This is a genomic window from Helicobacter pylori FD535 (assembly GCF_000296015.2).
GTDB lineage: Bacteria > Campylobacterota > Campylobacteria > Campylobacterales > Helicobacteraceae > Helicobacter > Helicobacter pylori_CT.
On the sequence record NZ_AKHP02000045.1, the window covers coordinates 1 to 23,185 of the forward strand.

Below are 23,185 nucleotides of genomic sequence, written 5' to 3' on the forward strand. Positions count from 1 at the left end.
GGGGGCCAGCCAGCGTGGGTTTAGGAGCGCCCGGGGTGTTTTTACTAGGATCTTGCGAATGGCCTCTTTTTAAAACCAATAAATTTTCAGGATTTAATTTAACAAGCTTGGGTTTTGAAGGAAAAAAATCTTCTCTGTGTTCAAATAAAAAATAAATCAACCAGTGTAACAATACAGACAGAATGAGAGAAAAGAAAAAATTCCTGTTAGAATGATCCACAGGGTCAAAATTTTTCCCTAACTTAGCAGGTTGCAGTTTAGAATTTTCTGGCATATAAATTTCCTAATTTTGAATTCTTTATATTATTTTCAGCTTCTTTAATCAGTTCTTCTTTAGATGTTTTTGGGCTTATTTTGTCTAAAAGCAGGCCGTATTTATCGCTTAGTAAGACCAAGTAACGCTCCTTATTGGTTTCTATTGAAATGATTTTATGGTTCGCGCCAACACGACCCAAAACACTAATTTCTAACTTAAAATCTTTTGCAGAAAAAGACCCTTGTGCAGGAACAATTTTTTTTTTGATTATATACAATATTAAGAGTAAGGCAGCAATAACTGCTAGCGCCTTATAAGCATGGCTTAAATCTAGTGGGGGTTTTAACTCTAGAGTGTTTAAGGGACTTTTGGCTCGCTCTTTTCCATCTTGGCTTGCGAGATTGGCATGCTGAGATTGTTCTTTCAGGCTAGGCGGTGGGGCTAAATGAAAACCTTTAGGCAAAAAAAGAAAGCGGAGTTGCTTTTTATCCTTGCTGTTTGAAGCTTGGATCTCTAATTCCATTTTAGCTTTTTTAGACAAGAGGTAGATGTCATTTTGGTAGGAAAACATTTCTAAAGCGTTCAAAGAGGCTTCTTTAAAATCCATGGTTTTTTTAGAATCCAGTTTAGCGTTTTTTAAAACGATCACCTTTTGCCCTCCAACTTCCATGATTTTAGGCGTTTTGTTAAAGGGTGTTTCAAAAGTGAGCGTGGTTTGCACGGCTTTTATGGGGGGTGTTGCTGGAGCGTTTGAATCAGGTTGGACTTCTTTTAATGCATTTTGCCAATGCACTAATTTAATAGGGGCGTCATCGTTTAAAAGTATTTTTTCTTCAGCCAGTAACATAAAAGCAGCGCTCAATAACAAGAATAACAATCTCATGAATTTTTAGCGAGATAATACACAATGGCGTTAGAATCTAGGATTTCATTCAAGCGAATGGCTAAATTCCTTTCAAAAACCATCACCTCACCCTTACCAATCACCCGCCCGTTCACAAAAGTATCCACGCTTTCTCCGGCGGGTTTTTGCAAATCAATCACAGAGCCTTTTTCAAAACGCAAAATTTGCAATAAAGGGATTTGCGTAGAGCCAAGTTCGGCGCTAAAAACAATCTCCATGTCTAAAAGGTTTTTATAATCGCAAATGAGTTCTTCTAAATAAGTGGAAAGCTCTAGTTCTCTTTCTTTATTCGCTTTCTCTTTTTCTTTTTCGGCTATTTTCAACTTATTAGCTTCTGTTTCTGACATAAAACCCTGCTCTTTCAAGAATGATTTGACTTTGATTATAAAATCTTAATTTTACTATAAATTTTATAACAAATAAAGCCACTACGCTTTAAAGCTAGCCTTAGAAACGCAAAATTCCTTTAAAAAACACGCGCCGCATAAGGGGTTTTTAGCCTTGCAGGTGTAGCGGCCAAACAAGATTAAAGCATGGTGGAGTTTGGATAGGTTGTCTTTAAAAAGATCGCTGAGTTCTTCTTCGGTCTTAATGGGCGTGTTAGCGTTGCTTAAACCTAATCGGTGTGTTGCGCGGAACACATGGGTATCTACGGCTATATAATTTGCATCAAAGCACACTGAAAGCACCACATTAGCGGTTTTTTGCCCCACGCCATCTAGACTCATTAGTTCTTTTTGCGTAGAGGGGATAACGCCCTTAAAATCCCTAACCACTTTTTGCGCCATACTGATTAAATGCTTGCTTTTATTGTTGAAATACGAAACGGATTTGATGATCTCTTTAACTTCTTCTAAAGAAGCGAGCGCTAAATCATTCACGCTTGGGTATTTTTCAAATAACTTGGGCGTTATTGTATTCACTCTAGCGTCCGTGCATTGAGCGCTTAAAATGGTAGCTACTAGCAATTCATAGGGGTTTTTATGGCGCAATTCGGTGGTTTGGTTGGGGTAATGTTTTAAAAGCAGTTCTTTGATTTGTTGGGCTTTTTGGTAAGTTTTAGCGCGTTTTAAACCCATTTTCACACGCTTTCTTTGATGACAAGGTATTGCGCTTCATGGGATCTTAAGGCCACTTGAATGCGGTTGATTTTAACCGAAAGCGTGGCTTTTTTCATGGAATAATGCAAAAGGGTGCATTGAACCCCTTCATGGATACCAAAAGACAGAAAGCGTTTTTTAAGGGCTTCATCGCAGTCAGCGATTTCTACGATTTCATAAACTTTGTCTTTAATGGCTTCATTGAGCGTCATTTTACTTCCTTTTTGAATCAATGTTTTTTTTGACTTCATCCACGATGATGTCAATGGGTGTGAAAATACGGCGCAAGATTTTAAAAGGCGCTTGGATAATATCTGATGCTAAAGTTACTTGAGTTTTAGGTTTATCCAGCGTGCCTTTGACATTCACATTAGTGGTGATTTTACCTCCTTTTCCTAAGACAAGATAGCCCACAATAGGGATTTTATTTAAGACATTACTCAAAGCCTTGATAGTGGAAACTTCTAAATTCAAATCCAATTTGTTTTTGTCTAATTCAATGATCCCATTGCCAGCAATATCAAGCGTTTTGCCGATAAGATCAATTTTTTCTAACCCTAAATATTCTTTAGTGATCCCAAAAACAACAGATCCGGTTTTGATTTGATAGCCATTAGCCCCTAGATGAGGGTTCTTAAAGACAATGAGAGAGGGAATGGTGTTGATGAGATTGATCATGTTTTGCATGAGGGCGAAATTCTTCAAGCTTGTGTTTTGGAATTTCAATTCGCCGTTGAAAACCTGATCTTCAAGAGCCCCAATAAGCGTGAATAAGCCCCCTTCTACGAAATCTTTTTGGAGGATGGTATTGATATAATCCCCGCTAAAATTATGGGCCTTAAGATACAAAGCCCCATGCACTAAATCCGCCATGATCATGCCGTTTTTATAATTGCCATCGATTTTCACTCTGTCATCTTGAGCGACAATATCAAGATTTTCTAAAGGAAAAGGCATTTTTTTATAGATTAACACGACATCTTTAGCATGGATGCGTGTAGAGATGGGGATAATTTTGTGGGCTTTTTCATAGCGTTGTTTGGCGCTAATGAAAATATCTTCATCTTGGATTTCTTTAGAGCTAGGCTTTTCTTTTCGTTCTTTTGAGAATAATCCCGCAATCGCTGGCATCTTGCTATCTAAAAAATCGTCAATACTCAAATCAATGTTATTAAGAGTAATATCCTTTTGATCCCCTTTAACTTTTATAGATATGCTTTTGCTTGGAGTATAGACAGAAATTTCATCTTTATTAATAGAGCCAAATAAAGAGAGGGAATCAAATTGCCTGCCGTTGCTATGATAGATGGGTAAAGTGATTTTTAAATCCTTAGCAAAAAAATCAATATTGACAAAATCGCTCGTAGAAACTTCTAAAGAGCCATCTTCTAAGGCGAAATATTTCATAATAGGGGAATAGGGCTTGATTTTTTTCAAATCTTTGATTCTAAAAACATAGGCGTCATCTTTAAATTCGCCCTCTAATAAAAGTTGTGGCACGCTCCATTGCATGTGGTTGGGGTTAGAAAAATCAAAATTCAAAGAAAGGTTTTTAAGAGTGTCTCCTGTAGCATAGAAAACATCTTTGGTGAATTTGTCTTCACTTTGGGCTTTAATGGTGTCTATGATTTTTCTTCTAAACGCCTCTGAGTTTTCACCCTCTTGAATAATAGAATGCAAGCTTTTTAAATCTAAAGAAAATTTAGCAGGCTGTGGGTTATCTTGGTCGTTATTCAAGCCATAAGAACGCATATTGATATTATTGTTAGTGTTGAATCGTATTTTATGGACTAAAGAATCCAAAGAAAGGGTTTTTTTATTCAAATCTAAAGCGATTTTAGCGTCTAAATCCAGCATGTTTTCATAGCGGGTGTGGGTAGTTTCTATATAGATGTATTGGTATTCTTGGGTAATATCTAAGTTTACGCTAGCGCTTTGCGTATAAAGGGGGATATTATAGAGCGAGAGGGTGCCTTCTTGCAAATTAACATTGCCTTGAACGCTAAATAAAGGGGCGGTGTTTTTTAAGAATTGCAAGGTGAGTTTCAAATCCGCGCTAGATGGCGTGCTGATTTTATCCAAAGGTAAAACGACCTTATAAGCGCTCAATAAATCCTTAACGCTATCGCCATAATAATTAGGGGTCGTTTTTAAAAAAATCTCCAACTTAGGGGCTTCTAACAAATTGGAAAAAGTGGCGTAAGAGCCGGTTAATTCCATGGTTTCATAAGCGATTTTTTGGGGCTGTATGAGAAGCTGTTTGTTTTTGAAGATCAATTCGGTTTTATCCATTTTAATGGGCGATAAGCCATCATTAAAAACGACTGAAGGCTTCATCAAAGTGGCTTTAACTACAGAATTTTTCAAAAGCGATGGGATAAACTCGCTAGGAGTGAAATTAGCTTTGATTAAAGCGTTATCAATCTTAAAGCTAGCAAATTGGATCTTGTCAAAAATCCATGTTTTTAAATTTTTTTGCGATTGGTGTTGGAAAAGAGGCTTTAAAAACGCCAGGCTTTTCATTGGAGAAGTGTTGATTTTTAATTCTATGGTTTTTAAATCGGTTAGCCCTTGCAAATAAATTGCAGCACTGGGTTCAATTAAGGGCTTGACAATCAAATTAAACGCCATTTTCCTAGCTTTAGGCGAATAGTGGGCATTGCCATCTACTTGGACTTTAATATCTTTAAAAAGCAAATTAATGATTTTAAGCTTGATATTTTTATCATCTTCTAGGGAAAATTCCCCTTTGACTCCCGGGAATTCTAACTCGTATTTATTCCCATCAAAAAAGATATTGGCTTTATTTTTATCGTCTAAAATGATTTCTTTGACTTTAAGTTTTTCAAAATAAGACACCGCCCAAATGCCATAACGGATATTTTTAATCAGATCAGAAACGTCTAAACGCTTTTTAGTGGGTTTTTGATGGAAGAAAGAAGAGAGATCAATGCGTTCAACTTCTAAAGAAAGCTTGTTATTGAGTTTTAAGTATAATTCAGAAATGCCAAGCTTCCCAATTTTTAAATTTTGTATGTGAATGCCGTTTGAAAGGGTTTTATGGATGACAACTAAAAGAGTGAATACTGCCACAAACAAGATAATGACATTAAATACTTTCTTGGATACATGTTTTCTTTTATTCATCAGTATTCTTTTTTATTTAAGTATACCAATTTATCTTAACAAAGTGGTGGTTGTCCCGCAAGGTTCGATCAAAAAAGTGTTTTTTTCTTTAAAAGAGCAAGGCGTGGATATTAACGCTTTGGATTTGCTTTTTTTACGCCTAATAGGCATGCCTAAAAAAGGTTATATTGATATGGGCGATGGGGCTTTAAGAAAGGGGGATTTTTTAGTCCGTTTGATTAAGGCAAAAGCGGCGCAAAAAAGCGCGACTCTAATCCCTGGAGAAAGCCGCTATTTTTTCACGCAAATTTTGAGCGAGACTTACCAACTAGAAACAAGCGATCTCAATCAGGCTTATGAAAGCATCGCTCCACGATTGAATGGCGCTGTGATAGAAGATGGGGTGATATGGCCAGACACTTATCATTTGCCTTTAGGGGAGGACGCTTTTAAAATCATGCAAACTTTGATCAGTCAATCTCTCAAAAAACACGAAGCTTTAAGCAAACAATGGCTTGGATACTACCATAAAGAAGAGTGGTTTGAAAAAATCATTCTCGCTTCTATTGTGCAAAAAGAAGCCGCTAATGTTGAAGAAATGCCCTTGATTGCGAGCGTGATTTTTAACCGCTTGAAAAAAGGCATGCCTTTACAAATGGATGGGGCTTTGAATTATCAGGAATTTTCACACGCTAAAGTAACCAAAGAGCGCATTAAAACCGATAACACCCCCTACAACACCTATAAGTTTAAGGGTTTGCCTAAAAATCCTGTAGGGAGCGTGAGCCTAGAAGCGATTAGAGCCGTGATTTTCCCTAAAAAAACGGATTTCTTGTATTTTGTGAAAATGCCGGATAAAAAACATGCTTTCAGCGCGACTTATAAAGAGCATTTAAAAAACATTAATCTTTCTAATAATCATTTTTAAAATTAAGGTAAATGGGGCGTTTTTTCTTTTAAATTGAGTAAAAAGTGTTTAGTATTTTCTCATTTTAATTTTAAGTTCTTACTATTAAAGCATTTTAGATTTTATTAAAAAAGGCTTGCTACAATTTTAGGCAAATTTTGATGGCTAGGGCTTTAAATACAGCTTTTAGCACAAAGGAGAGTGAATGGCTAAAATGAGCGCTCCAGATGGGGTTGCCGTTTGGGTGAATGAAGACAGGTGTAAGGGCTGTGATATTTGCGTATCGGTATGCCCTGCTGGGGTTCTTGGCATGGGGATTGAAAAAGAAAGGGTGCTTGGAAAAGTGGCTAAAGTAGCCTATCCAGAGAGTTGTATCGGTTGCGTGCAATGCGAGTTGCACTGCCCGGATTTTGCGATTTATGTGGCTGATAGGAAAGATTTCAAATTCGCTAAAGTTTCTAAAGAAGCCCAAGAAAGAAGCCAAAAGGTTAAGGACAATAAATACATGCTCTTAGAAGAGACTATTTTAGAAGGGAGAGGCAAATAATGCGTGAGATTATTTCTGACGGGAATGAATTAGTCGCTAAAGCGGCGATTGAAGTGGGGTGTCGGTTTTTTGGGGGCTATCCTATCACGCCAAGCTCGGATATTATGCATGCGATGAGCGTGGCTTTGCCCAAATGCGGCGGTCATTTTATCCAAATGGAAGATGAAATCAGTGGGATTAGCGTGTCTTTAGGGGCGAGCATGAGTGGGACGAAGTCTATGACAGCGAGCTCTGGGCCTGGTATTTCATTGAAAGTGGAGCAAATCGGTTATTCTTTCATGGCAGAAATCCCTTTAGTGATCACTGATGTGATGCGTTCAGGCCCATCAACCGGAATGCCCACTCGTGTGGCTCAAGGCGATGTGAGTTTCTTAAAACACCCCATACATGGGGATTTTAAAGCCGTCGCGCTCGCTCCTGCTAGTTTGGAAGAAGCTTACACAGAGACCGTTCGCGCGTTCAATTTGGCTGAAATGCTCATGACCCCTGTATTCTTGCTCATGGATGAAACCGTAGGGCATATGTATGGCAAGGTGCAAATCCCAGATTTAGAAGAAGTGCAAAAAATGACCATTAATCGTAAGGAATTTGTAGGCGATAAGAAAGATTACAAACCTTATGGGGTCGCGCAAGACGAGCCGGCTGTCTTAAACCCTTTCTTTAAAGGCTATCGCTACCATGTTTCAGGCTTGCACCATGGGCCTATTGGCTTTCCTACTGAAGACGCTAAAATCGGTGGGGATTTGATTGACAGATTATTTAATAAGATTGAATCCAAGCAAGACATTATCAATGAAAATGAGGAAATGGATTTAGAGGGTGCTGAAATCGTTGTTATCGCTTATGGTTCGGTTTCTCTAGCGGTTAAAGAAGCCTTGAAAGATTACAATAAAGAAAGCAAGCAAAAAGTCGGCTTTTTCAGGCCTAAAACCTTATGGCCAAGCCCGGCTAAACGCTTGAAAGAAATAGGGGATAAATACGAAAAAATCCTTGTGATTGAATTGAATAAAGGGCAGTATTTAGAAGAGATTGAAAGGGCTATGCAAAGAAAGGTGCATTTCTTGGGGCAAGCCAATGGGCGCACGATTTCGCCTAAACAAATCATCGCAAAATTGAAGGAGCTTTAAAATGGCGTTTAATTATGATGAATATTTGCGTGTGGATAAAATACCCACTTTGTGGTGTTGGGGCTGTGGCGATGGCGTGATTTTGAAATCCATTATCCGCACGATTGACGCTTTAGGTTGGAAAATGGATGATGTGTGTTTGGTGAGCGGGATTGGTTGCAGCGGGCGCATGAGTTCGTATGTGAATTGCAACACCGTTCACACCACGCATGGTAGGGCTGTGGCGTATGCGACAGGGATTAAAATGGCTAATCCTAGTAAGCATGTGATCGTGGTTTCTGGCGATGGCGATGGCTTTGCGATTGGAGGCAATCACACCATGCATGCATGCAGAAGAAACATTGATTTGAATTTTATTTTAGTGAATAATTTCATTTATGGTTTGACCAACTCCCAAACTTCGCCCACCACGCCTAATGGCATGTGGACGGTTACGGCTCAATGGGGGAATATTGATAACCAATTTGACCCATGCGCTTTAACCACCGCCGCCGGAGCGAGTTTTGTGGCTAGAGAGAGCGTTTTAGACCCTCAAAAATTAGAAAAAGTGCTTAAAGAAGGTTTCTCGCACAAGGGCTTTAGCTTCTTTGATGTCCATAGCAATTGCCATATCAATTTAGGGCGTAAGAATAAAATGGGCGAAGCGTCTCAAATGCTAAAATGGATGGAAAGCCGATTGGTGAGCAAACGCCAATTTGAAGCCATGAGCCCTGAAGAAAGGGTGGATAAATTCCCTACAGGCGTTTTAAAGCATGACACGGACAGGAAAGAATATTGCGAAGCGTATCAAGAAATCATTGAAAAAGCACAAGGAAAACAATAATGGAAGCGCAATTACGATTTACGGGCGTTGGAGGGCAAGGCGTGTTGTTAGCGGGGGAGATTTTAGCTGAAGCTAAGATTGTGAGTGGGGGCTATGGCACTAAGACTTCCACCTATACTTCGCAAGTGCGTGGAGGGCCCACTAAAGTGGATATTTTGCTAGACAGAGATGAAATCATTTTCCCTTATGCTAAAGAGGGCGAGATTGATTTCATGCTTTCAGTCGCTCAAATCAGCTACAACCAGTTTAAAAGCGATATTAAACAAGGCGGTATCGTTGTCATTGATCCCAATCTGGTAACTCCCACTAAAGAAGACGAAGAAAAGTATCAAATTTATAAAATCCCTATCATCAGTATCGCTAAAGATGAAGTGGGTAATATCATCACGCAATCTGTGGTAGCCTTAGCCATTACCGTGGAGCTTACTAAGTGCGTAGAAGAAAATATCGTGCTAGACACCATGCTTAAAAAAGTCCCTGCAAAAGTCGCTGACACCAACAAAAAAGCCTTTGAAATTGGCAAAAAACATGCTTTAGAAGCTTTGAAAGTTAGAGGTTAGTGGCTCTAAACTCTTGTTTTGAATTGATTCTCTTGATGAATTTTTTGAAAACTTGATTGTGATGGGTGTAAGATAATTCAAGCTCTAAAAAGGGGCTTTGGGTTATATTTTTACCCATTTCAGGTTAAGACGCTCGCAAACACCAAAGGCAAAAACACCAATGATTTTTGAAAAACAAGACTACCAGCAAGAGTGTGTTAACAACATTATCACGCTTTTAGATGGCTTTGATTTTAAGCGCCACGATGCCTTAAATCTAAAAGATTGTTTAAATCAATTCCACACCGCATGCGAGATCCCTGTCAAAAATTTAAGCGGCAAGCTCAATGTTGATGTTTTAATGGAAACAGGCACGGGCAAGACTTTCACTTATTTGAATTTGATCTTTGCGCTCCATAAGGCTTATGGGCAAAATAAATTCATCATCTTTGTCCCACGAAAAGCCATTTTAGAGTCGGTTAAGCAAAATATCCGCCTTACGAAAGATTATTTTTATTTAGAATTCAAACGCCACCTGAAAACCTACACTTATGAAGGGGATAAATCGCAAAGCAATATCATCAATCATTACATTAAAAACCAAGACGAACTGAGCGTCTTGCTCCTCACTAACAGCGCGATTGACAAGGGTGAAAAAAACATACTCAATAAAAACAGCGAAAACCTTTTTAACGCCAAAAGCATTTTTGAAAATATCGCTGATTTAAAGCCTATTTCCATCATAGACGAGCCGCATTTGCTTAAAGGTGAAGCGTTTGGTAAGTATTTTGGCAAAATAGGCACGCTTTATTTTCGCTTTGGGGCGACTTTTGCAAAAGAAAAAGAGCATGCTTTAAGCAATGTAGCCTTTTGTTTGGATTCAATCAGCGCGTTTAGAAATTACCTTGTCAAACAAATCCGCATCCATTCTGTCATGCAAGATTCGCAAAGCCCGTTTTTGCTCAATGCGGATTCAAAAAGCGCAAAAATTGCCTTTTACAAAGCGGGCATTCTCAAACGAATCACGCTTTCAAAAGGAGAGGATTTAGGCAAAATTGGCGCGTCTTTTAACGGCGTTAGCTTGGTTAAAATCACCAAAGATAGGGCTTATTTGAGCGATGGCGCTACGCTTGAAAAGGCTTCTTATAAACTCACGCAAGATGAAATCAGCACCCTTTTAGAAAAAGCCATTGACTTGCATTTTGAAAAAGAGGCGTTTTTATTTGAGCAAAACATTAAAGCGTTAAGCCTGTTTTTTATCCCAAAAATTGAGGATTTTAGGCAAATTGATAACAAAGGCGCACCCTTTATTAAAACCGAATTTGAAAGGCTTTACAAACTCAAACGCGCTTCAATTCTAGCAAGGGAAAATTTATCGCCAAGCTATAAAGAATATTTAGCGAGAGATTTTGATGAGAGCGGTAATTTACGCGTCCATCAAGGCTATTTTAGCGGCGATAGCGTAGCGCTCAATAAAGGCAGAAAAGAAAGCAATAAAGAAAACATTGAAGCCAACGACATTAAAATGATTTTGAGCGAAAAAGAAAAACTGCTTTCCTTTCAAACGCCTTTGCGTTTTATCTTTAGCGTGTGGGCTTTGCAAGAGGGTTGGGACAATCCCAACATTTTTACCCTTATTAAACTGGCAAACTCCACCAGCGAAACAAGCCGCCATCAGCAAGTGGGGCGCGGGTTAAGAATCGCGCTCAATCAAGAGGGCAAGCGCGTTACGCATGGATTTTTAAAGGCAAACGACGACATTTTTTATAAAATAAACCACCTTGACATGCTAGTGAGTGGCGAAGAAGTGGGCTTTATGGAGGGTTTGCAAAAAGAGATTGAAGCGAGCAGCTTTATTGGTGGTGGCAATACGCTAGACAGAGAGGATTTAGCCAAGTTAGGGCTTAATGAAAGAAAGATCAATAAATTTTGCGATACATTGGAAACATTAAACGCCGTAGAATTTGATGAAACCAACAACGCTTACAAAATCATTGCCCCTATTTGTGAGACGATGCAAAACAACGAAAAAACGATAAAAGACTTTTTAAGCGATGAAGAATATTGCGCCGTTTTAAGCGCCTTTAAAATGGCTGAAAATCCAACCAACAAGCGCGATCAAGTTATAAACGCTAACCAGTCTCAGGAAAAAGTCAAAATCCGCCAAAATTTAGCTAAGGAATTTAAAGAGTTATGGCAAACCATCAACGCGCAAAGCCGTATAAACTATCAAAATATCCAAAAAACCAAGCTGATAGAATCTATCGCCAAAGCGTTTAATGAAAGCCATGTGAGCGCTGAGGCAATCAAATTTGAAAGCCAATGGTATGACCCAAAAACCAACAGGATCATTACAGAGCAATCAAGCACCCTAAAAATCAGAGACTACGCTAACGCTTTACAAAAAGAAATAAACGCGCTTTTGCTTGACTTTGCCAAAGACGAATCGTTGCCCTTAAAATTCACGCTTGAACTCTACAACGCTTTAAACAAAGAGCATTTTTTAAACTCACCCAAAAACGCCTTTAAATTGCTTAAAGGCATCATCAAAGACGAATTGCATGCGAATTTGCTTTCTTGCGTGAGTTATGAATTTTGCCAAAACGCCTTTTCTAACACGGCTTTTGATAAAACCGATCCGCTTTATTTTGAAGACGGCTCGCCCAAAACTGAGATTGAAAAACACCAATTAGGCAAATACAAAAGCGCGCAAACTCCAAGCCAAAACTATCTTTATGATACGATCATTTATGATTCTAAAATTGAAGAAGAAGTGAGCAAAGAGCGGGTAAAAGTGGAAGGTAAAAGCATGGAAGTTTTTGCCAAGCTCCCTAAATTTAAAATCCCAACGCCTTATAAAAACTATGAGCCTGATTTTGCTTATTTGCTTAAAGACAACAAGGGCACAAAAATCTTTTTTGTTTGCGAAACCAAAGGCTATGAAAAAGAGAGCGACATCCCGCAAGATGAAAAGCGTAAAATTGAATACGCTAAGATCTTTTTTAAAACGCTATCTCAAAATTTAAAAAACGCAAAAATACGAGTCGTTTTTGCCACACGCATCAACCAACAAGATTTATTAAGCGCGCTTAAAAACGCATTAAAGGACACGCCATGACAGATAAAAATCAAGCCAAAAAAATGGGTATCAACACCATCCAAAGCCAGCAAGAAAATAACCCCCTTTTTGAGATGCTTTTAAAGAACTTCCCGCAAACGATAAAAGACGGACAAGTGAGTTTGAGTGCTATCAAAACGCTTTTAGGCTTCAATGAAAGCATGAATGATATAAGCGGCTATGAGCTCACTTGGACGGGCAAAGGCTTGGCTAACGCCCTTTACTCTCAACCTTGCCACAAATTACTCAAATTACAAGAAAGCTTTACGCCCCAAACTTCAGCAAATAAACACCCCAACAACGCTATTATCATAGGCGACAATCTTGATGGCCTCAAGCTTTTAAAATCCGCTTACAGCGAAAAAATAAAGATGATTTACATTGATCCGCCCTACAACACGCAAAGCGATGAATTTATTTATCCGGATAATTTCAGGAAAGATTATCAAAAGATTTTAAGGGAAGTGGGCTTAATGGAAATAGATGAAAACGGAAAGGAAACAGAAAGCGAGAGCTTGAAATTTTTTAAAAACATTCAAGTGGAGTAGGAGCCATAGCGGGTGGCTTAGTTTCATGCTGCCTCGCCTAAAATTAGCGCGCGATTTGCTTAAAGAAGATGGTGTGATTTTTATCAGCATTGACGATAACGAATGCGCCCAACTCAAACTTTTATGCGATGAAATTTTTGGGGAAGATAATTTTGTTGGAGATTTTATCCGTAAAACAAAATCCACAACCAACGATGCAAAAATCGGATTAAATTACCAGCATGAGTTTTTGCTCTGTTATGCTAAAGATAAAAATTATACAAATCTCTTGGGGGGAGAAAAGAATTTGGAAAATTACAAAAACCCCGATAACGACCCTAATGGAGCATGGATTAATGATAACCCTAGTGCAAAAAGCGGGAATATAAAAACAGGATATTTTGGGGTTACTAATCCTTATACGAATAAAGTGGATTATCCGCCAGAAGGTAGATTTTGGCTTTTTTCTCAAAATACTTTACAAAAACACATTGATGAGGGGAGGATTTGTTTTAAAAAAGAGCATAAGGAAAATGAAAGAGGCTTTATTTATAAACGCTATTTAAAGGATTTAAAAACCACGCAAAAAACTTTTGATAGTTTAATATTTAGCGATAATTGTTACATGAATCAAACCGCAACAAAAGAGCTTTTAAGTTTGGGAATGGGAGAATATTTTCCTTATCCAAAAGGCGTAGAATTTATGAAAAAAATCATTCTGCATTCAACTTCTACAAACGAGGGCGACATCATCTTAGACTTTTTCGCCGGGAGCGGGACAACCGCGCATGCGGTGATGGAATTAAACGCAGAAGATAAGGGCAATAGGGAATTTATTTTAGTTCAAATTGATGAAGAGATAAAAGAAGATAAAAGCGCTTATGATTTTTGTAAGAATGTTTTAAAAAGCGCAAAGCCTGTCATTAGCGACATTACCATTGAAAGGGTTAAAAGAGCCGCTTCAAAAATAATCCAATCATCAAAAGACAGCGATTTAAATTGTGGCTTTAAAGTTTATACCTTAGAAGACAAAGCGCAAATTACAAACGACAAAGAGGGAATAACGCTTTTCAACCATTCTCATTTAACGCCCTTTGACAAAGCCCTAAATTTAGCCCTACAATGCGGCAAAACGCTCAATTCATCGCTAGAGATTATCATCAAAGATAAACTCTATAAATGCGAAGACGCTTACTTTTGTATCGTGTGCGCTGAAGAAGCGCAAGAATATTTAGCCAAAAGTGGAAACGAAAGGATATTTTTAGACGGCTATGAAGAGATTGATTTACAAGCCTTTCTCAATCTCAACGCTAGCTTTAAAGAGCGTTTGAGCGTGGTGTATTGATTGGAAAAGGGGTTAAAAACCGCTTGAGTGGTCTCGCCCCTAATCTTTTATTTACCCATAGTTTGTTTTTGAGTATAATCCTACGAAAATTTTAAGGAATGGCATGGAGTTTTTAGGACTGCTTTTGAGTCTATTCGCTATTTTGATAGCGTTTAAAAAGCCTGAAAAAGAAAATTGGGCGTTTGGGATTTTGATGGTGGTGTGGTTAGTGGAGCTGATTATTTTTATAGCCCACAGCTCTAGCGTTTTGCCTAATATGAATTTATAGGGGGATGCATGAATAAAGAAATCCGATTTTATAATCTTTTTTCTTTGGCGATCTTAGGGATTTTAATCTTTCCTGTGGGTTTGGCGAATTTTTATTTTGGCTATGTTTTGAAAGATTCGCCTTGTATTTTTTGCTGGGCACAACGCATCAACATGATTTTAATAGGGGCTGTGGCGCTTTTGGTGGTGCGTTTTGGGTTTAAGCCTAAATACATTGCCCTGCTATTGCTCATGGCTAGTAGCGGGTTATATGAGAGCTTTTATCATACCAGTAGCCATGCTTTAGAAGATGTGGGGCAGGGCTTTGCGCTCGCTATTTTGGGCTTGCACACGCAGTTTTGGGCGCTTTTTGTCTTTTTTAGCGTGGTGGCGCTTTTAGCGGTTTTGCTCTTTTTTGCTCCTAATACCCAACTTTTTAAAGATCGCTCATTAAACACGCTCCAAAAAAGCGCTTTTTATGTTTTCTTTATGGTGGTGGGTTCTAACGCCGTGCAAGCGTTTTTCTCTACCGGGCCTTTCCCTTACATAGGGCAAAGCGATCCGGTGCGTTTTTCGTGGAATTTGAAAGAATCGGTCTGGTCTATGGAGAATTGGAATCATTTGAAATTCCCAAGAAGCGTTTTTGGCAGAAGAGATGTGGGCGAGCCTTTGAAATTGAGCGCTTTGCCTAAAGATAATGATTATGATCATTCGCCTTTAGAAATTACAAAAACTCTAAAGATTGGAAAAAAAGAAGAGCTTTTTTTAAAACTGAATGGAGCGATCACGGATTTGAATTTCAATGAAGACAGGGCGATCCTTACCACAGAAAACCAAGGCCTTTATCTTACGGGTAACGATTTGAAAACCATTCACAGCCATATGGTGTTGGATAGTTATTATAGCGCGACGGTGGGGTCGTTTGTGGGGGCGGATTTTAACGAAGATGAAAACATTGTGATCATGGGCAATAATAAAACGAGCGTGGAAATCACTCCTAACAAAAACGCTAACGCGCTTAAAAACTTCCCTTATTTTTTAGAAGGGGCTGACTCTTTTGATGAAGTGGAACGCAGCCGCTTGAAAACTTCTAGGGCGAAAAACTATTATGTCAGTGCTGCAAGAAGAGGGGCTAAATCCACTTATTTAATCACCGCTCCTAACAAGCGTTATAAGGATTTGATTATCATCTCCATGCTTAATAGCGACAAGCAAGTGCATGGGGAGTTTTTACTTGAATTAGGCAATGCCAAACTTAAAGAAAAAAGGAAACTGGGCGAGTTAGTTATCAGCGCACTAGCGTTAAAGGATAATAAGCTTTATGCGTTCAGTAAGGAATTTAACACGCTTTTAGTCATAGACCCTACAAAAGAAGAGATTCTTGAAGTTTATGGCTTGCCTAAAGAGATTAAAAATATCAGCGCTGGAGGGTTTAGGGATAATGAGCTTATCCTTGTGAGCTATGAGAATAATAAAAATATTCTCTACACCCTTAATTTTTAAACTCTTTTAAAGCTACTTTTTTCTAATATATCAACGCATTAGAAGATGGTCGCTATTTTAGAATAGAGGAAAGTCCGGGCTACATTAGACAAAATTCCATCTAACGGATGGCTAGCGCAAGCTAAGGGAAAGTGCCACAGAAAGCAAACCGCCTTTTTAAGGTAAGGGTGAAAGGGTGGGGTAAGAGCCCACCAGAGCTAAAGCAATTTAGCTTGTTTGGGTAAACCCAATTTGTAGCAAGAAGCGCATGGTAAGTCTAAATTGATACACGCTTCGCTTGAGGAATATTGCAAAATATTTCCCAGATAAATGGCCATCCATTGACAGAACCCGGCTTATTCTAATGCTCAACTGCGTGTTGATTTTTTTAAATAAAGTTTCAATCATTTTATTTTTTTTTATTTTTTACCTGATTATTGTTTAAAATCTTAAAGATTTGTGTTACACTCTGTAAAATCAAAATCAAAGGGGATAGCGTGTTAGAAAAATCTTTTTTAAAAAGCAAGCAATTATTTTTATGCGGATTGGGTGTTTTGATGTTGCAGGCTTGCACTTGCCCAAACACTTCGCAAAGGAATTCTTTTTTACAAGATGTGCCTTATTGGATGTTGCAAAATCGCAGTCAGTATCTCACGCAAGGGGTGGATAGCTCGCACATTGTGGATGGTAAGAAAACTGAAGAAATAGAAAAAATCGCTACCAAAAGAGCGACAATAAGAGTGGCGCAAAACATCGTGCATAAACTCAAGGAGGCTTACCTTTCCAAATCCAACCGCATCAAGCAAAAGATCACTAATGAAATGTTTATCCAAATGACACAGCCCATTTATGACAGCTTGATGAATGTGGATCGTTTAGGGATTTATATCAATCCTAACAATGAGGAAGTGTTTGCGTTAGTGCGTGCGCGTGGTTTTGATAAGGACGCTTTGAGCGAAGGGTTGCATAAAATGGGATTAGACAATCAAGCGGTGAGTATCCTTGTGGCTAAAGTGGAAGAAATCTTTAAAGATTCTATCAATTACGGAGATGTTAAAGTCCCTATAGCCATGTAGGATTAGAACAATAAGGGTTCTTCGCTATCGTCTGTTTTTTGGGGGGTGGGGGTGATGGAGTTAGGAGTTGAGTAGTAGGGGATTTTATCCACGATTTCTTTACGCAAGCCTTTGGGGACATCAAACTTTCTTTTTAAAGAGGGTTCAATCGCTAAAATGTTACGCATGAAATACGAATACACAGGCGCGCTCACAACGCCTCCTGTCGCTCCTTTGCTAATAGGCGTGTTATCGTCCCTCCCAAACCAGATCACGCTTTGCAAGGTGGGGGTAAAGCCAATGAACCAAGCGTCAATATTGTTGTTAGAAGTCCCGGTTTTACCGGCAATTTCTAAACCTTTAATGCGAGCCAAACTCCCTGTGCCGTTTTCTACCGCATTCATCAGCACTGAAAGGGTTAAAAAAGCCTGTTCTTTGGAGGTGATCTTTTTGGTTTCCATGGGCGTGAAAGTTTTGATATTGTTTTGCTGATCGGTAATGCTTTCAATGAGCATGGGTTTGAGCATGGTGCCGTAATTAGAAAATAAAGAATACTTTTCAGCCGCTTCAATCGGTGAGATAGCAAAGCTCCCTAACACAATAGACAAGTCTTTAGGGAGGTTTTTAAACCCCATATCGCTTAAAGATTGATAAATTTTTTCAAAGCCAAGCTGATCGCTTAAATTGATCGTGGCTAGATTTAACGAATGACTCAAAGCTTCTTGTAAGGTTACAAGCCCTAAAAACTTGCGGGAATAATTGCTGGGGTGCCATGCATGGTTTTGTTTGCTGTTTTTACTATAATTGCCATTTTCAAAGTTTCGTGCGGTATCAGGGATTTTAGAAGTCGTGGAATAGCCATTATCAAAAGCGATTTGATACACAAAAGGCTTGATCGCGCTCCCAAACTGCCGTTTGGCTTGCGTGGCGCGATTGAAAGCGCTTTTTTTATAATCAATCCCCCCCACTAAAGCTAAGATCTTACCGGTGCTCGTGTCTGTAACGATCATGCTAGCGTTCAAGTTGTCTTCATCTTCATTAGACGCATTAGTTTTTGGTTTTTCTTTAGCGGTTTTTTCTAAGATTTTTTGATGCCCAAAACGCAAGGACTCTAACGCTAAGCGTTGGTAATCCAAATCTATCGTGAGCTTTATAATATAGCCTTGAGTTTTTAATCCGTCTAATTGATCCAATTGTTTCAACACTTCATCTACCACATAGGGAGCGGTGTTTTGCGTGGAAGTTTGGTTATAGACGATTGGCACTTCATTGAGAGCGCCTTTGAGTTCGTTAGAAGAAATCCAGCCTAAAGAATACAACCGTCTTAAAATATCATTAGCCCTAGAGAGTGAAAATTCTAAATTTTTGGTAGGGTCATAAAAACTTGGAGCCCTAGGCAAGGCGACTAACATGGCGATTTCTTTAAGCGTGAGTTTGTCAAGAGGTTTTTTAAAATACCCTAAACTTGCGGTTTTCACGCCATAATACCCATGCCCAAAAAAAGTTTGGTTCAAATAGCGCTCTAAAATCTCTTCTTTGCTTAAGACTTTTTCAATGCGTAAAGAAATGATAGCTTCTTTGAGCTTTCTGGTTAGGGTTTTTTCTCGTGTGAGCACCATGTTTTTAACGAGTTGTTGGGTTAGGGTGCTACCCCCCTCGGTGTAACGACCGCTTTTAGCGTTTTTAATCATAGCGCGCATGATAGCGTCTAAATTGATCCCCCCATGTTCAAAAAAGAGAGTGTCTTCTACCGCTAAAAGGCTTTCAACAAATCGTGGGGGGATTTCTTCAAAACGCGCATAAAAACGGAATTCTTTATCATAAATATTAGCGATCAAACGCCCTTTTCGGTCTAAAATCTGTGAAGCGACGCTTGGGCGATAATCTTTAATTTTAGCAATATCCTTATCCGTAGTTACCCAAACTTGAGCGATAAGAATGGCTAACAACCCTATGACAATCAAAAATAAAACGATAAAACCATAAAAAATCTTTTTTAGCATTTAATCACTCTTAAAAGAAGATTGTATTTTAGAATAATTTAAAAGGGTGTTCGCAAGCTCTTTAGTGTCTTCTAAGCTGTTTTTGAGGGATAAAGAGACTCGTAAAAGGGGTTTAGAAACCGTAGGGGGGCGGATAGCCCCCACTAAAAACCCCTTTTCTTTCAAAAAATGATGAGCGTTTAAAAGAGCAAGATTGTTTTCAAATTCTAAAGTAAAAAATCCTGTGGGCGTTTTAATCCCTAAGGTTTCAAAAATAATCTGTTGGTGTTTGCTAAGCTCATTTTTTAATTCTTGTTTTTGTGCGATAAAGTATTCTAAATGGGCCAAAGTTAAAGCGGTGTCTAACAGGCTTAAAGCGGTGGTGTAAATCACGCTTTTAGCGCGATTAATTAAAAACTCTATGATTTGTAAAGGGGCTAAAATACACGCCCCATAGCTCGCAAGCGCTTTAGAGAAAGTGCTGAGCTTAATGATTTTGTCTTTTTCTTTGATGCGGTAATATTCTAAAAAACCCAATAAATTCTCGCCGATAGTCCCAAAACTATGGGCTTCATCCACGATTAAAAAAGCGTTAGGAATCTCTTGAATGATCTCATAAAAATCATAGGGAGCGATGCTCGCATCCATAGAATAAACCCCCTCAATGGCGATGAATTTGAGTTTATTTTTAGGAGCGTTAAAGAGTTTTTGTTGTAAATCTTTAGCGTCATTGTGCGAGAAAAAAACCACTTGATTGGGTTTCGCTTTGGCGCTAAAAATCCCGCTTGCATGGTAGTGATCGTCTATGAATAAGAGGGCGTTTTTGACTAAAAGAGCGTCTATTAAAGCCAGATTACCCAAAAAACCACTCCCCACTAAAAGAGCGCTTTCAAACCCCAACAAGTCCGCTAATCGTTCTTCTAATTCTGCATGCAAAGGGTGGTAGCCATTCACTAGCATGGAAGCCTTGGGGGAATGAGTGCTAAAGGATTGGAGCTTATCAAAAGCGTTTTGAAGCAAGTCTTTTTTAACGCTCAAACCCAGATAATCATTAGAAGCGTAATCCTTTAATGAAGGGTCAAACAACTCTCTTTTGCGGTAGCGTTTGGCATGGCGTAGGGCTTCTAAGGATTTAGAAAACATCAAAACACTTCATTGAATGGAATCATTCGCCTTTTTGAATTTTTTCAATGATTTTATTGAGCTCGTCTTGTTTTTCGTAAAACATCTTATCAATATTTTCTTTAACATGTTTAGCGCTATCTTCCATTAAATGCACTTTATGCTCTAGGTATTTTAAATCGGTAATGTGGTCTTCTTGAACGGCTTTAACCAAATCATTAGCTTCAGTATGCACGCTCGCATGGTGGCTTTCTAAAGCTCTATAGCCTGAAGTGTTGGAAAAATTCTCTTTGCCCGCGCCCTCATAATACCATTTGCCTAAGCGGCAATTCTTATGGCTGGTAATGTCAAAGGAGTTGAGGCCAAAGACCATGCCATAAAGATTGTTTTTAAAGACCACATGATCAAGTTTGGCCAGACCGCAAAACACCCGGTTATTGATATTGTAGATGGTGTATTTTGCCGCTTGCGCGACAATCATGTTATTTTTCACGGTGGATTTAAGCTCTTCTACATCGCCCTTAATAGAGCCTACAATAGAATTAATATCGTGGGTGTTGGTTTGAATATCGTTCGCTTCTTGTTGCATGCTTTTAACGACAACAGCGATTTCTTTAGTGGCTTTTTGGGTTTTTTCAGCGAGTTTTCTCACCTCATCAGCCACCACCGCAAACCCTCTCCCATGCTCGCCCGCTCGTGCGGCCTCAATAGCGGCATTTAGGGCTAATAGATTGGTTTGTTCTGCAATATCATCAATCAAAGAAATGACTTGAGTGATTTCATTGCTCCGTTGGTTCAGAGAGTCCGCTAATAAAGTGGCGTTTTGCATCTTTTCATAAAGCGATTCAATGTCTTGACCCGTTTTATTAACAGTCCCCAATCCTTCAGCAGAATGCTCTTCACCATTTTTAGCCGCATTTAAGAGCAAGCCGGTTTCTTGATGGAAATACTGCATGCTTTCTTGCGCGTTCTCTAAGCCTTCTTTTAAGCTCGCGCAAAAAGTCTTAAACAAATCATTTTTATGGTATTCTCCCACACCCCCTGTTTTTTTGGCTAGCGAAAAATACTGCACGCCGTCAATATTTTGGCTTTTTAAAGAATAAGAAACCCCTTGTAAATTAACGCTCTCTGCATTTTCTTTAAAATGAACGCTTTGTTCTTCTAAATTGTTTAAGCTTGCAAGATTCCCGCTCTTAAAAACGACTTTATTGTTTTTAATCCCTACAAAACCTTCATGCAAGCACAAATTTAAAAGGCTTTGATAGAGATTGACTTCTTTTTTTAACTCCGCAATTTCAGAATCTTTTTGACTGATTTGAAGTTGCAACTGCTTATTCCCAAACATGGTGGCATTCCTTATTTAAATTTGAATCTTTTGGGATTATACCCAAAATTACCAAACATTTTAACCGCTTGTTAGTATTGTTGCTTCAAATACAATTCAGAAAATAAGCCCTGTTTCTTTATAGGGGTTTCAAAGTTGCCTTGTTCCACAAGTTTGCCTTTGTCTAACACAATAATTTCATTAGCCTGTCTGACACTACCTATGCGGTGCGTAATGATTAAAGCCATCTTAGATTGCGATTTTTTAAAAATAAAATCCAAAAACTCTTTTTCTATAATGGGATCAATAGCACTGCTTGGCTCATCTAAAACAACACAATGATTTGGCTTTAAAAAGGCTCTTATAGTGGCTATGCGTTGCTTTTAGCCCAGAGAAAAATCTATTCCATTATATTGTGTTCCAAATAATGCGTTGCTGTAATCATTAAGACAATTTTGAAAATTTTCATCAAAAGATTTTAGCATTTCTCTCTTTTGTTTTAATTGCTCTCTTGTGGGGTTGTTTTGCATGAAAAGATTATTATTAATGCTATACCCAGCATAAAGAGAAAAATCTTGGAATACAGCGCTCATTTGTCGGTGGTAGCTGTTTAGCTCTAAATCTTGTAATGAGTATTTATTATTGATAATAATTTGACCTGAATTTGGGGTATAAAACCCTAGTAATAATTTAATCAGCGTGGTTTTTCCGCTAGCATTCTTGCCGACTAATGCATAAATTTTATCAGAGTGTAAAGAGAGATTAAAGTTTTCAAAAATAGGTTTTGAATTAGGATAAGAGAAACTAACATTTTCAAATGTAATGCTATGGATTTTTTCTTCTAATTTGATTTGTGTTTCTGGTTTTGGTGTTTGGTAATCTAAAATACAAAAATAATTTTCAAAGTATTTATTGATAGCAAAAAACCACTTTCCATAAAACGATAAATCTTGTAGTTGCTGCTCAGTAGAGCTAAATGCTTGGATATACCCAGCAATTGCTCCCACACCAATTAATTTTGAAAGGATAATAAAAACCATTAGAAAAAAGAGTGCAATACTTAGAATGGTGGTTAAAACATCAGCATATATGGTAGATATTAAGTTTTTTTGGGCTACTTTCACAAAATGATTGAGATATAATTCTTTGTTTTCAATAAATTTATGATGAAAATTTAGCATGAAGTTAAATAATAGGTTGTCTTTGTTCTTTTGGTTATCTAATCCAGAGTATAGGTAATTTTGCATACTCTCTTTTTGGTCTTGAAGCTTATCTATGGAAGCGCTGTGTTTTTTTGCTATATGGTTGGAGATGAGAATACAAGGCACTGTTGCAAAAATCATTATAAAGGGTAGATAAATACTAATGGAAAATAATATCCCAAACAAACTTACAAGCCCTATAATGCGTTGCAGATTGAAAAAGAGATTACTGACATAATTTAGGGGGCGGATGTGCAGTCCGTTATGGATAGTGTTAAGCTTGATAGTATGGTCTTTATTTTCAAAAAAGTTTAGATTTTTAACTTGTGTGAGTTTATGGTATCCATTGGTGTTTGCATGCAATAAGATTTGATATAAATTTTCTTGATTATAGCCCATTTTCATGCTCCTTTAAATTTTGCTTTTCAAATAAAACCCTTTAAAATTTCAAAC

The 23,185-nt window shown here is 38.2% G+C and carries 17 protein-coding genes, 1 other RNA gene and 3 pseudogenes; 11 read left to right on the top strand and 10 right to left on the bottom strand.

Features of this window, described 5'->3' with window-relative positions; translation table 11 throughout:
- From DV63_RS14800 to DV63_RS14825, 6 genes and pseudogenes are all read right to left on the bottom strand, one after another.
- Positions 1 to 274 (bottom strand): annotated as a pseudogene (locus tag DV63_RS14800) (siderophore-mediated iron transporter); the annotation flags it as partial.
- Positions 258 to 1,139: a hypothetical protein gene (locus DV63_RS14805; protein WP_017179684.1), complete on the bottom strand. Its 882-nt coding sequence runs from the start codon at positions 1,137 to 1,139 to the stop codon at positions 258 to 260. The pseudogene DV63_RS14800 and the gene DV63_RS14805, both read right to left, overlap by 17 nt.
- Positions 1,136 to 1,507: a flagellar motor switch protein FliN gene (gene fliN, locus DV63_RS14810; RefSeq protein ID WP_000004825.1), complete on the bottom strand. Its 372-nt coding sequence runs from the start codon at positions 1,505 to 1,507 to the stop codon at positions 1,136 to 1,138. Before fliN ends, DV63_RS14805 begins: the two co-directional genes overlap by 4 nt.
- 81 nt (positions 1,508 to 1,588) lie before the next feature.
- On the bottom strand, positions 1,589 to 2,239 hold the full coding sequence (gene nth, locus DV63_RS14815) for an endonuclease III (protein WP_031202567.1): 651 nt from the start codon (positions 2,237 to 2,239) through the stop codon (positions 1,589 to 1,591).
- Positions 2,240 to 2,241: 2 nt separating this feature from the next.
- Positions 2,242 to 2,472 (bottom strand): FeoA family protein, encoded by a 231-nt coding sequence (locus DV63_RS14820; RefSeq protein WP_000174125.1) that lies wholly within the window; start codon positions 2,470 to 2,472, stop codon positions 2,242 to 2,244.
- A 1-nt stretch (position 2,473) separates the two neighbouring features.
- The gene (locus DV63_RS14825; RefSeq protein ID WP_001042336.1) at positions 2,474 to 5,407 is read right to left on the bottom strand and encodes a DUF3971 domain-containing protein; all 2,934 of its coding nucleotides are present in this window, start codon (positions 5,405 to 5,407) and stop codon (positions 2,474 to 2,476) included.
- Between DV63_RS14825 and mltG the strand changes: the two genes are divergently transcribed.
- The 11 genes and pseudogenes from mltG (at position 5,325) to DV63_RS14875 (ending at position 17,123) form a co-directional block, all read left to right on the top strand.
- Positions 5,325 to 6,314 (top strand): endolytic transglycosylase MltG, encoded by a 990-nt coding sequence (gene mltG / locus DV63_RS14830; protein ID WP_000208778.1) that lies wholly within the window; start codon positions 5,325 to 5,327, stop codon positions 6,312 to 6,314. The two genes, DV63_RS14825 and mltG, sit on opposite strands and share 83 nt — an antisense overlap.
- Before the next feature lie 184 nt (positions 6,315 to 6,498).
- Entirely contained in the window at positions 6,499 to 6,840 is a 342-nt protein-coding gene (locus DV63_RS14835) for a 4Fe-4S dicluster domain-containing protein (protein ID WP_001096898.1), read from the top strand.
- Entirely contained in the window at positions 6,840 to 7,967 is a 1,128-nt protein-coding gene (locus DV63_RS14840; protein ID WP_001206901.1) for a 2-oxoglutarate synthase subunit alpha, read from the top strand. The genes DV63_RS14835 and DV63_RS14840 overlap by 1 nt, the downstream gene beginning before the upstream one ends.
- A 1-nt stretch (position 7,968) precedes the next feature.
- Positions 7,969 to 8,790, top strand: a complete 822-nt coding sequence (locus DV63_RS14845; protein ID WP_000885323.1) for a 2-oxoglutarate ferredoxin oxidoreductase subunit beta — start codon at positions 7,969 to 7,971, stop codon at positions 8,788 to 8,790.
- Positions 8,790 to 9,350, top strand: a complete 561-nt coding sequence (locus DV63_RS14850) for a 2-oxoglutarate:acceptor oxidoreductase subunit OorC (protein ID WP_000388054.1) — start codon at positions 8,790 to 8,792, stop codon at positions 9,348 to 9,350. The genes DV63_RS14845 and DV63_RS14850 overlap by 1 nt, the downstream gene beginning before the upstream one ends.
- Positions 9,351 to 9,510: 160 nt before the next feature.
- Positions 9,511 to 12,447: a restriction endonuclease gene (locus DV63_RS14855; protein ID WP_000575716.1), complete on the top strand. Its 2,937-nt coding sequence runs from the start codon at positions 9,511 to 9,513 to the stop codon at positions 12,445 to 12,447.
- Positions 12,444 to 14,319 (top strand): annotated as a pseudogene (locus tag DV63_RS14860) (site-specific DNA-methyltransferase). The gene DV63_RS14855 and the pseudogene DV63_RS14860 overlap by 4 nt, the downstream one beginning before the upstream one ends.
- A gap of 103 nt (positions 14,320 to 14,422) precedes the next feature.
- Complete coding sequence (locus DV63_RS14865) at positions 14,423 to 14,587, top strand: hypothetical protein (RefSeq protein WP_000394834.1); 165 nt, start codon at positions 14,423 to 14,425, stop codon at positions 14,585 to 14,587.
- A gap of 8 nt (positions 14,588 to 14,595) precedes the next feature.
- Positions 14,596 to 16,068, top strand: a complete 1,473-nt coding sequence (locus DV63_RS14870; protein ID WP_001031082.1) for a disulfide bond formation protein B — start codon at positions 14,596 to 14,598, stop codon at positions 16,066 to 16,068.
- A gap of 35 nt (positions 16,069 to 16,103) precedes the next feature.
- Positions 16,104 to 16,419, top strand: an RNA gene (gene rnpB, locus DV63_RS17715) — RNase P RNA component class A.
- A 125-nt stretch (positions 16,420 to 16,544) separates the two neighbouring features.
- Complete coding sequence (locus DV63_RS14875; protein WP_000890848.1) at positions 16,545 to 17,123, top strand: tumor necrosis factor alpha-inducing protein; 579 nt, start codon at positions 16,545 to 16,547, stop codon at positions 17,121 to 17,123.
- Between the two features lie 2 nt (positions 17,124 to 17,125).
- On the opposite strand, the gene pbp1a is transcribed toward DV63_RS14875, so the two are convergent.
- The 4 genes and pseudogenes from pbp1a to DV63_RS18665 all read right to left on the bottom strand — a co-directional run bounded on the left by pbp1a (position 17,126) and on the right by DV63_RS18665 (position 23,131).
- The gene (pbp1a, locus tag DV63_RS14880; protein ID WP_000913667.1) at positions 17,126 to 19,105 is read right to left on the bottom strand and encodes a penicillin-binding protein 1A; all 1,980 of its coding nucleotides are present in this window, start codon (positions 19,103 to 19,105) and stop codon (positions 17,126 to 17,128) included.
- Positions 19,106 to 20,227 carry an aminotransferase class I/II-fold pyridoxal phosphate-dependent enzyme gene (locus DV63_RS14885; protein ID WP_000491941.1) on the bottom strand — a complete coding sequence of 374 codons (1,122 nt, stop codon included), beginning with the start codon at positions 20,225 to 20,227 and terminating at the stop codon, positions 19,106 to 19,108. It abuts the gene before it with no gap.
- A gap of 22 nt (positions 20,228 to 20,249) precedes the next feature.
- Positions 20,250 to 21,551 (bottom strand): chemotaxis chemoreceptor TlpD, encoded by a 1,302-nt coding sequence (tlpD, locus tag DV63_RS14890; RefSeq protein ID WP_000467794.1) that lies wholly within the window; start codon positions 21,549 to 21,551, stop codon positions 20,250 to 20,252.
- Positions 21,552 to 21,622: 71 nt separating this feature from the next.
- A pseudogene (locus DV63_RS18665) lies at positions 21,623 to 23,131 on the bottom strand (ATP-binding cassette domain-containing protein).
- Positions 23,132 to 23,185 lie beyond the last annotated feature (54 nt).

Excerpts from the sequence above, each read along its gene's own strand:
- DV63_RS14805 (WP_017179684.1), bottom strand. The coding sequence starts at position 1,139 with ATGAGATTGTTATTCTTGTTATTGAGCGCTGCTTTTATGTTACTGGCT.
- fliN (WP_000004825.1), bottom strand. The coding sequence starts at position 1,507 with ATGTCAGAAACAGAAGCTAATAAGTTGAAAATAGCCGAAAAAGAAAAA.
- nth (WP_031202567.1), bottom strand. The coding sequence starts at position 2,239 with ATGGGTTTAAAACGCGCTAAAACTTACCAAAAAGCCCAACAAATCAAA.
- DV63_RS14820 (WP_000174125.1), bottom strand. The coding sequence starts at position 2,472 with ATGACGCTCAATGAAGCCATTAAAGACAAAGTTTATGAAATCGTAGAA.
- mltG (WP_000208778.1), top strand. The coding sequence starts at position 5,325 with ATGACAACTAAAAGAGTGAATACTGCCACAAACAAGATAATGACATTA.
- DV63_RS14825 (WP_001042336.1), bottom strand. The coding sequence starts at position 5,407 with ATGAATAAAAGAAAACATGTATCCAAGAAAGTATTTAATGTCATTATC.
- DV63_RS14835 (WP_001096898.1), top strand. The coding sequence starts at position 6,499 with ATGGCTAAAATGAGCGCTCCAGATGGGGTTGCCGTTTGGGTGAATGAA.
- DV63_RS14840 (WP_001206901.1), top strand. The coding sequence starts at position 6,840 with ATGCGTGAGATTATTTCTGACGGGAATGAATTAGTCGCTAAAGCGGCG.
- DV63_RS14845 (WP_000885323.1), top strand. The coding sequence starts at position 7,969 with ATGGCGTTTAATTATGATGAATATTTGCGTGTGGATAAAATACCCACT.
- DV63_RS14850 (WP_000388054.1), top strand. The coding sequence starts at position 8,790 with ATGGAAGCGCAATTACGATTTACGGGCGTTGGAGGGCAAGGCGTGTTG.
- DV63_RS14855 (WP_000575716.1), top strand. The coding sequence starts at position 9,511 with ATGATTTTTGAAAAACAAGACTACCAGCAAGAGTGTGTTAACAACATT.
- DV63_RS14865 (WP_000394834.1), top strand. The coding sequence starts at position 14,423 with ATGGAGTTTTTAGGACTGCTTTTGAGTCTATTCGCTATTTTGATAGCG.
- DV63_RS14870 (WP_001031082.1), top strand. The coding sequence starts at position 14,596 with ATGAATAAAGAAATCCGATTTTATAATCTTTTTTCTTTGGCGATCTTA.
- pbp1a (WP_000913667.1), bottom strand. The coding sequence starts at position 19,105 with ATGCTAAAAAAGATTTTTTATGGTTTTATCGTTTTATTTTTGATTGTC.
- DV63_RS14885 (WP_000491941.1), bottom strand. The coding sequence starts at position 20,227 with ATGTTTTCTAAATCCTTAGAAGCCCTACGCCATGCCAAACGCTACCGC.
- tlpD (WP_000467794.1), bottom strand. The coding sequence starts at position 21,551 with ATGTTTGGGAATAAGCAGTTGCAACTTCAAATCAGTCAAAAAGATTCT.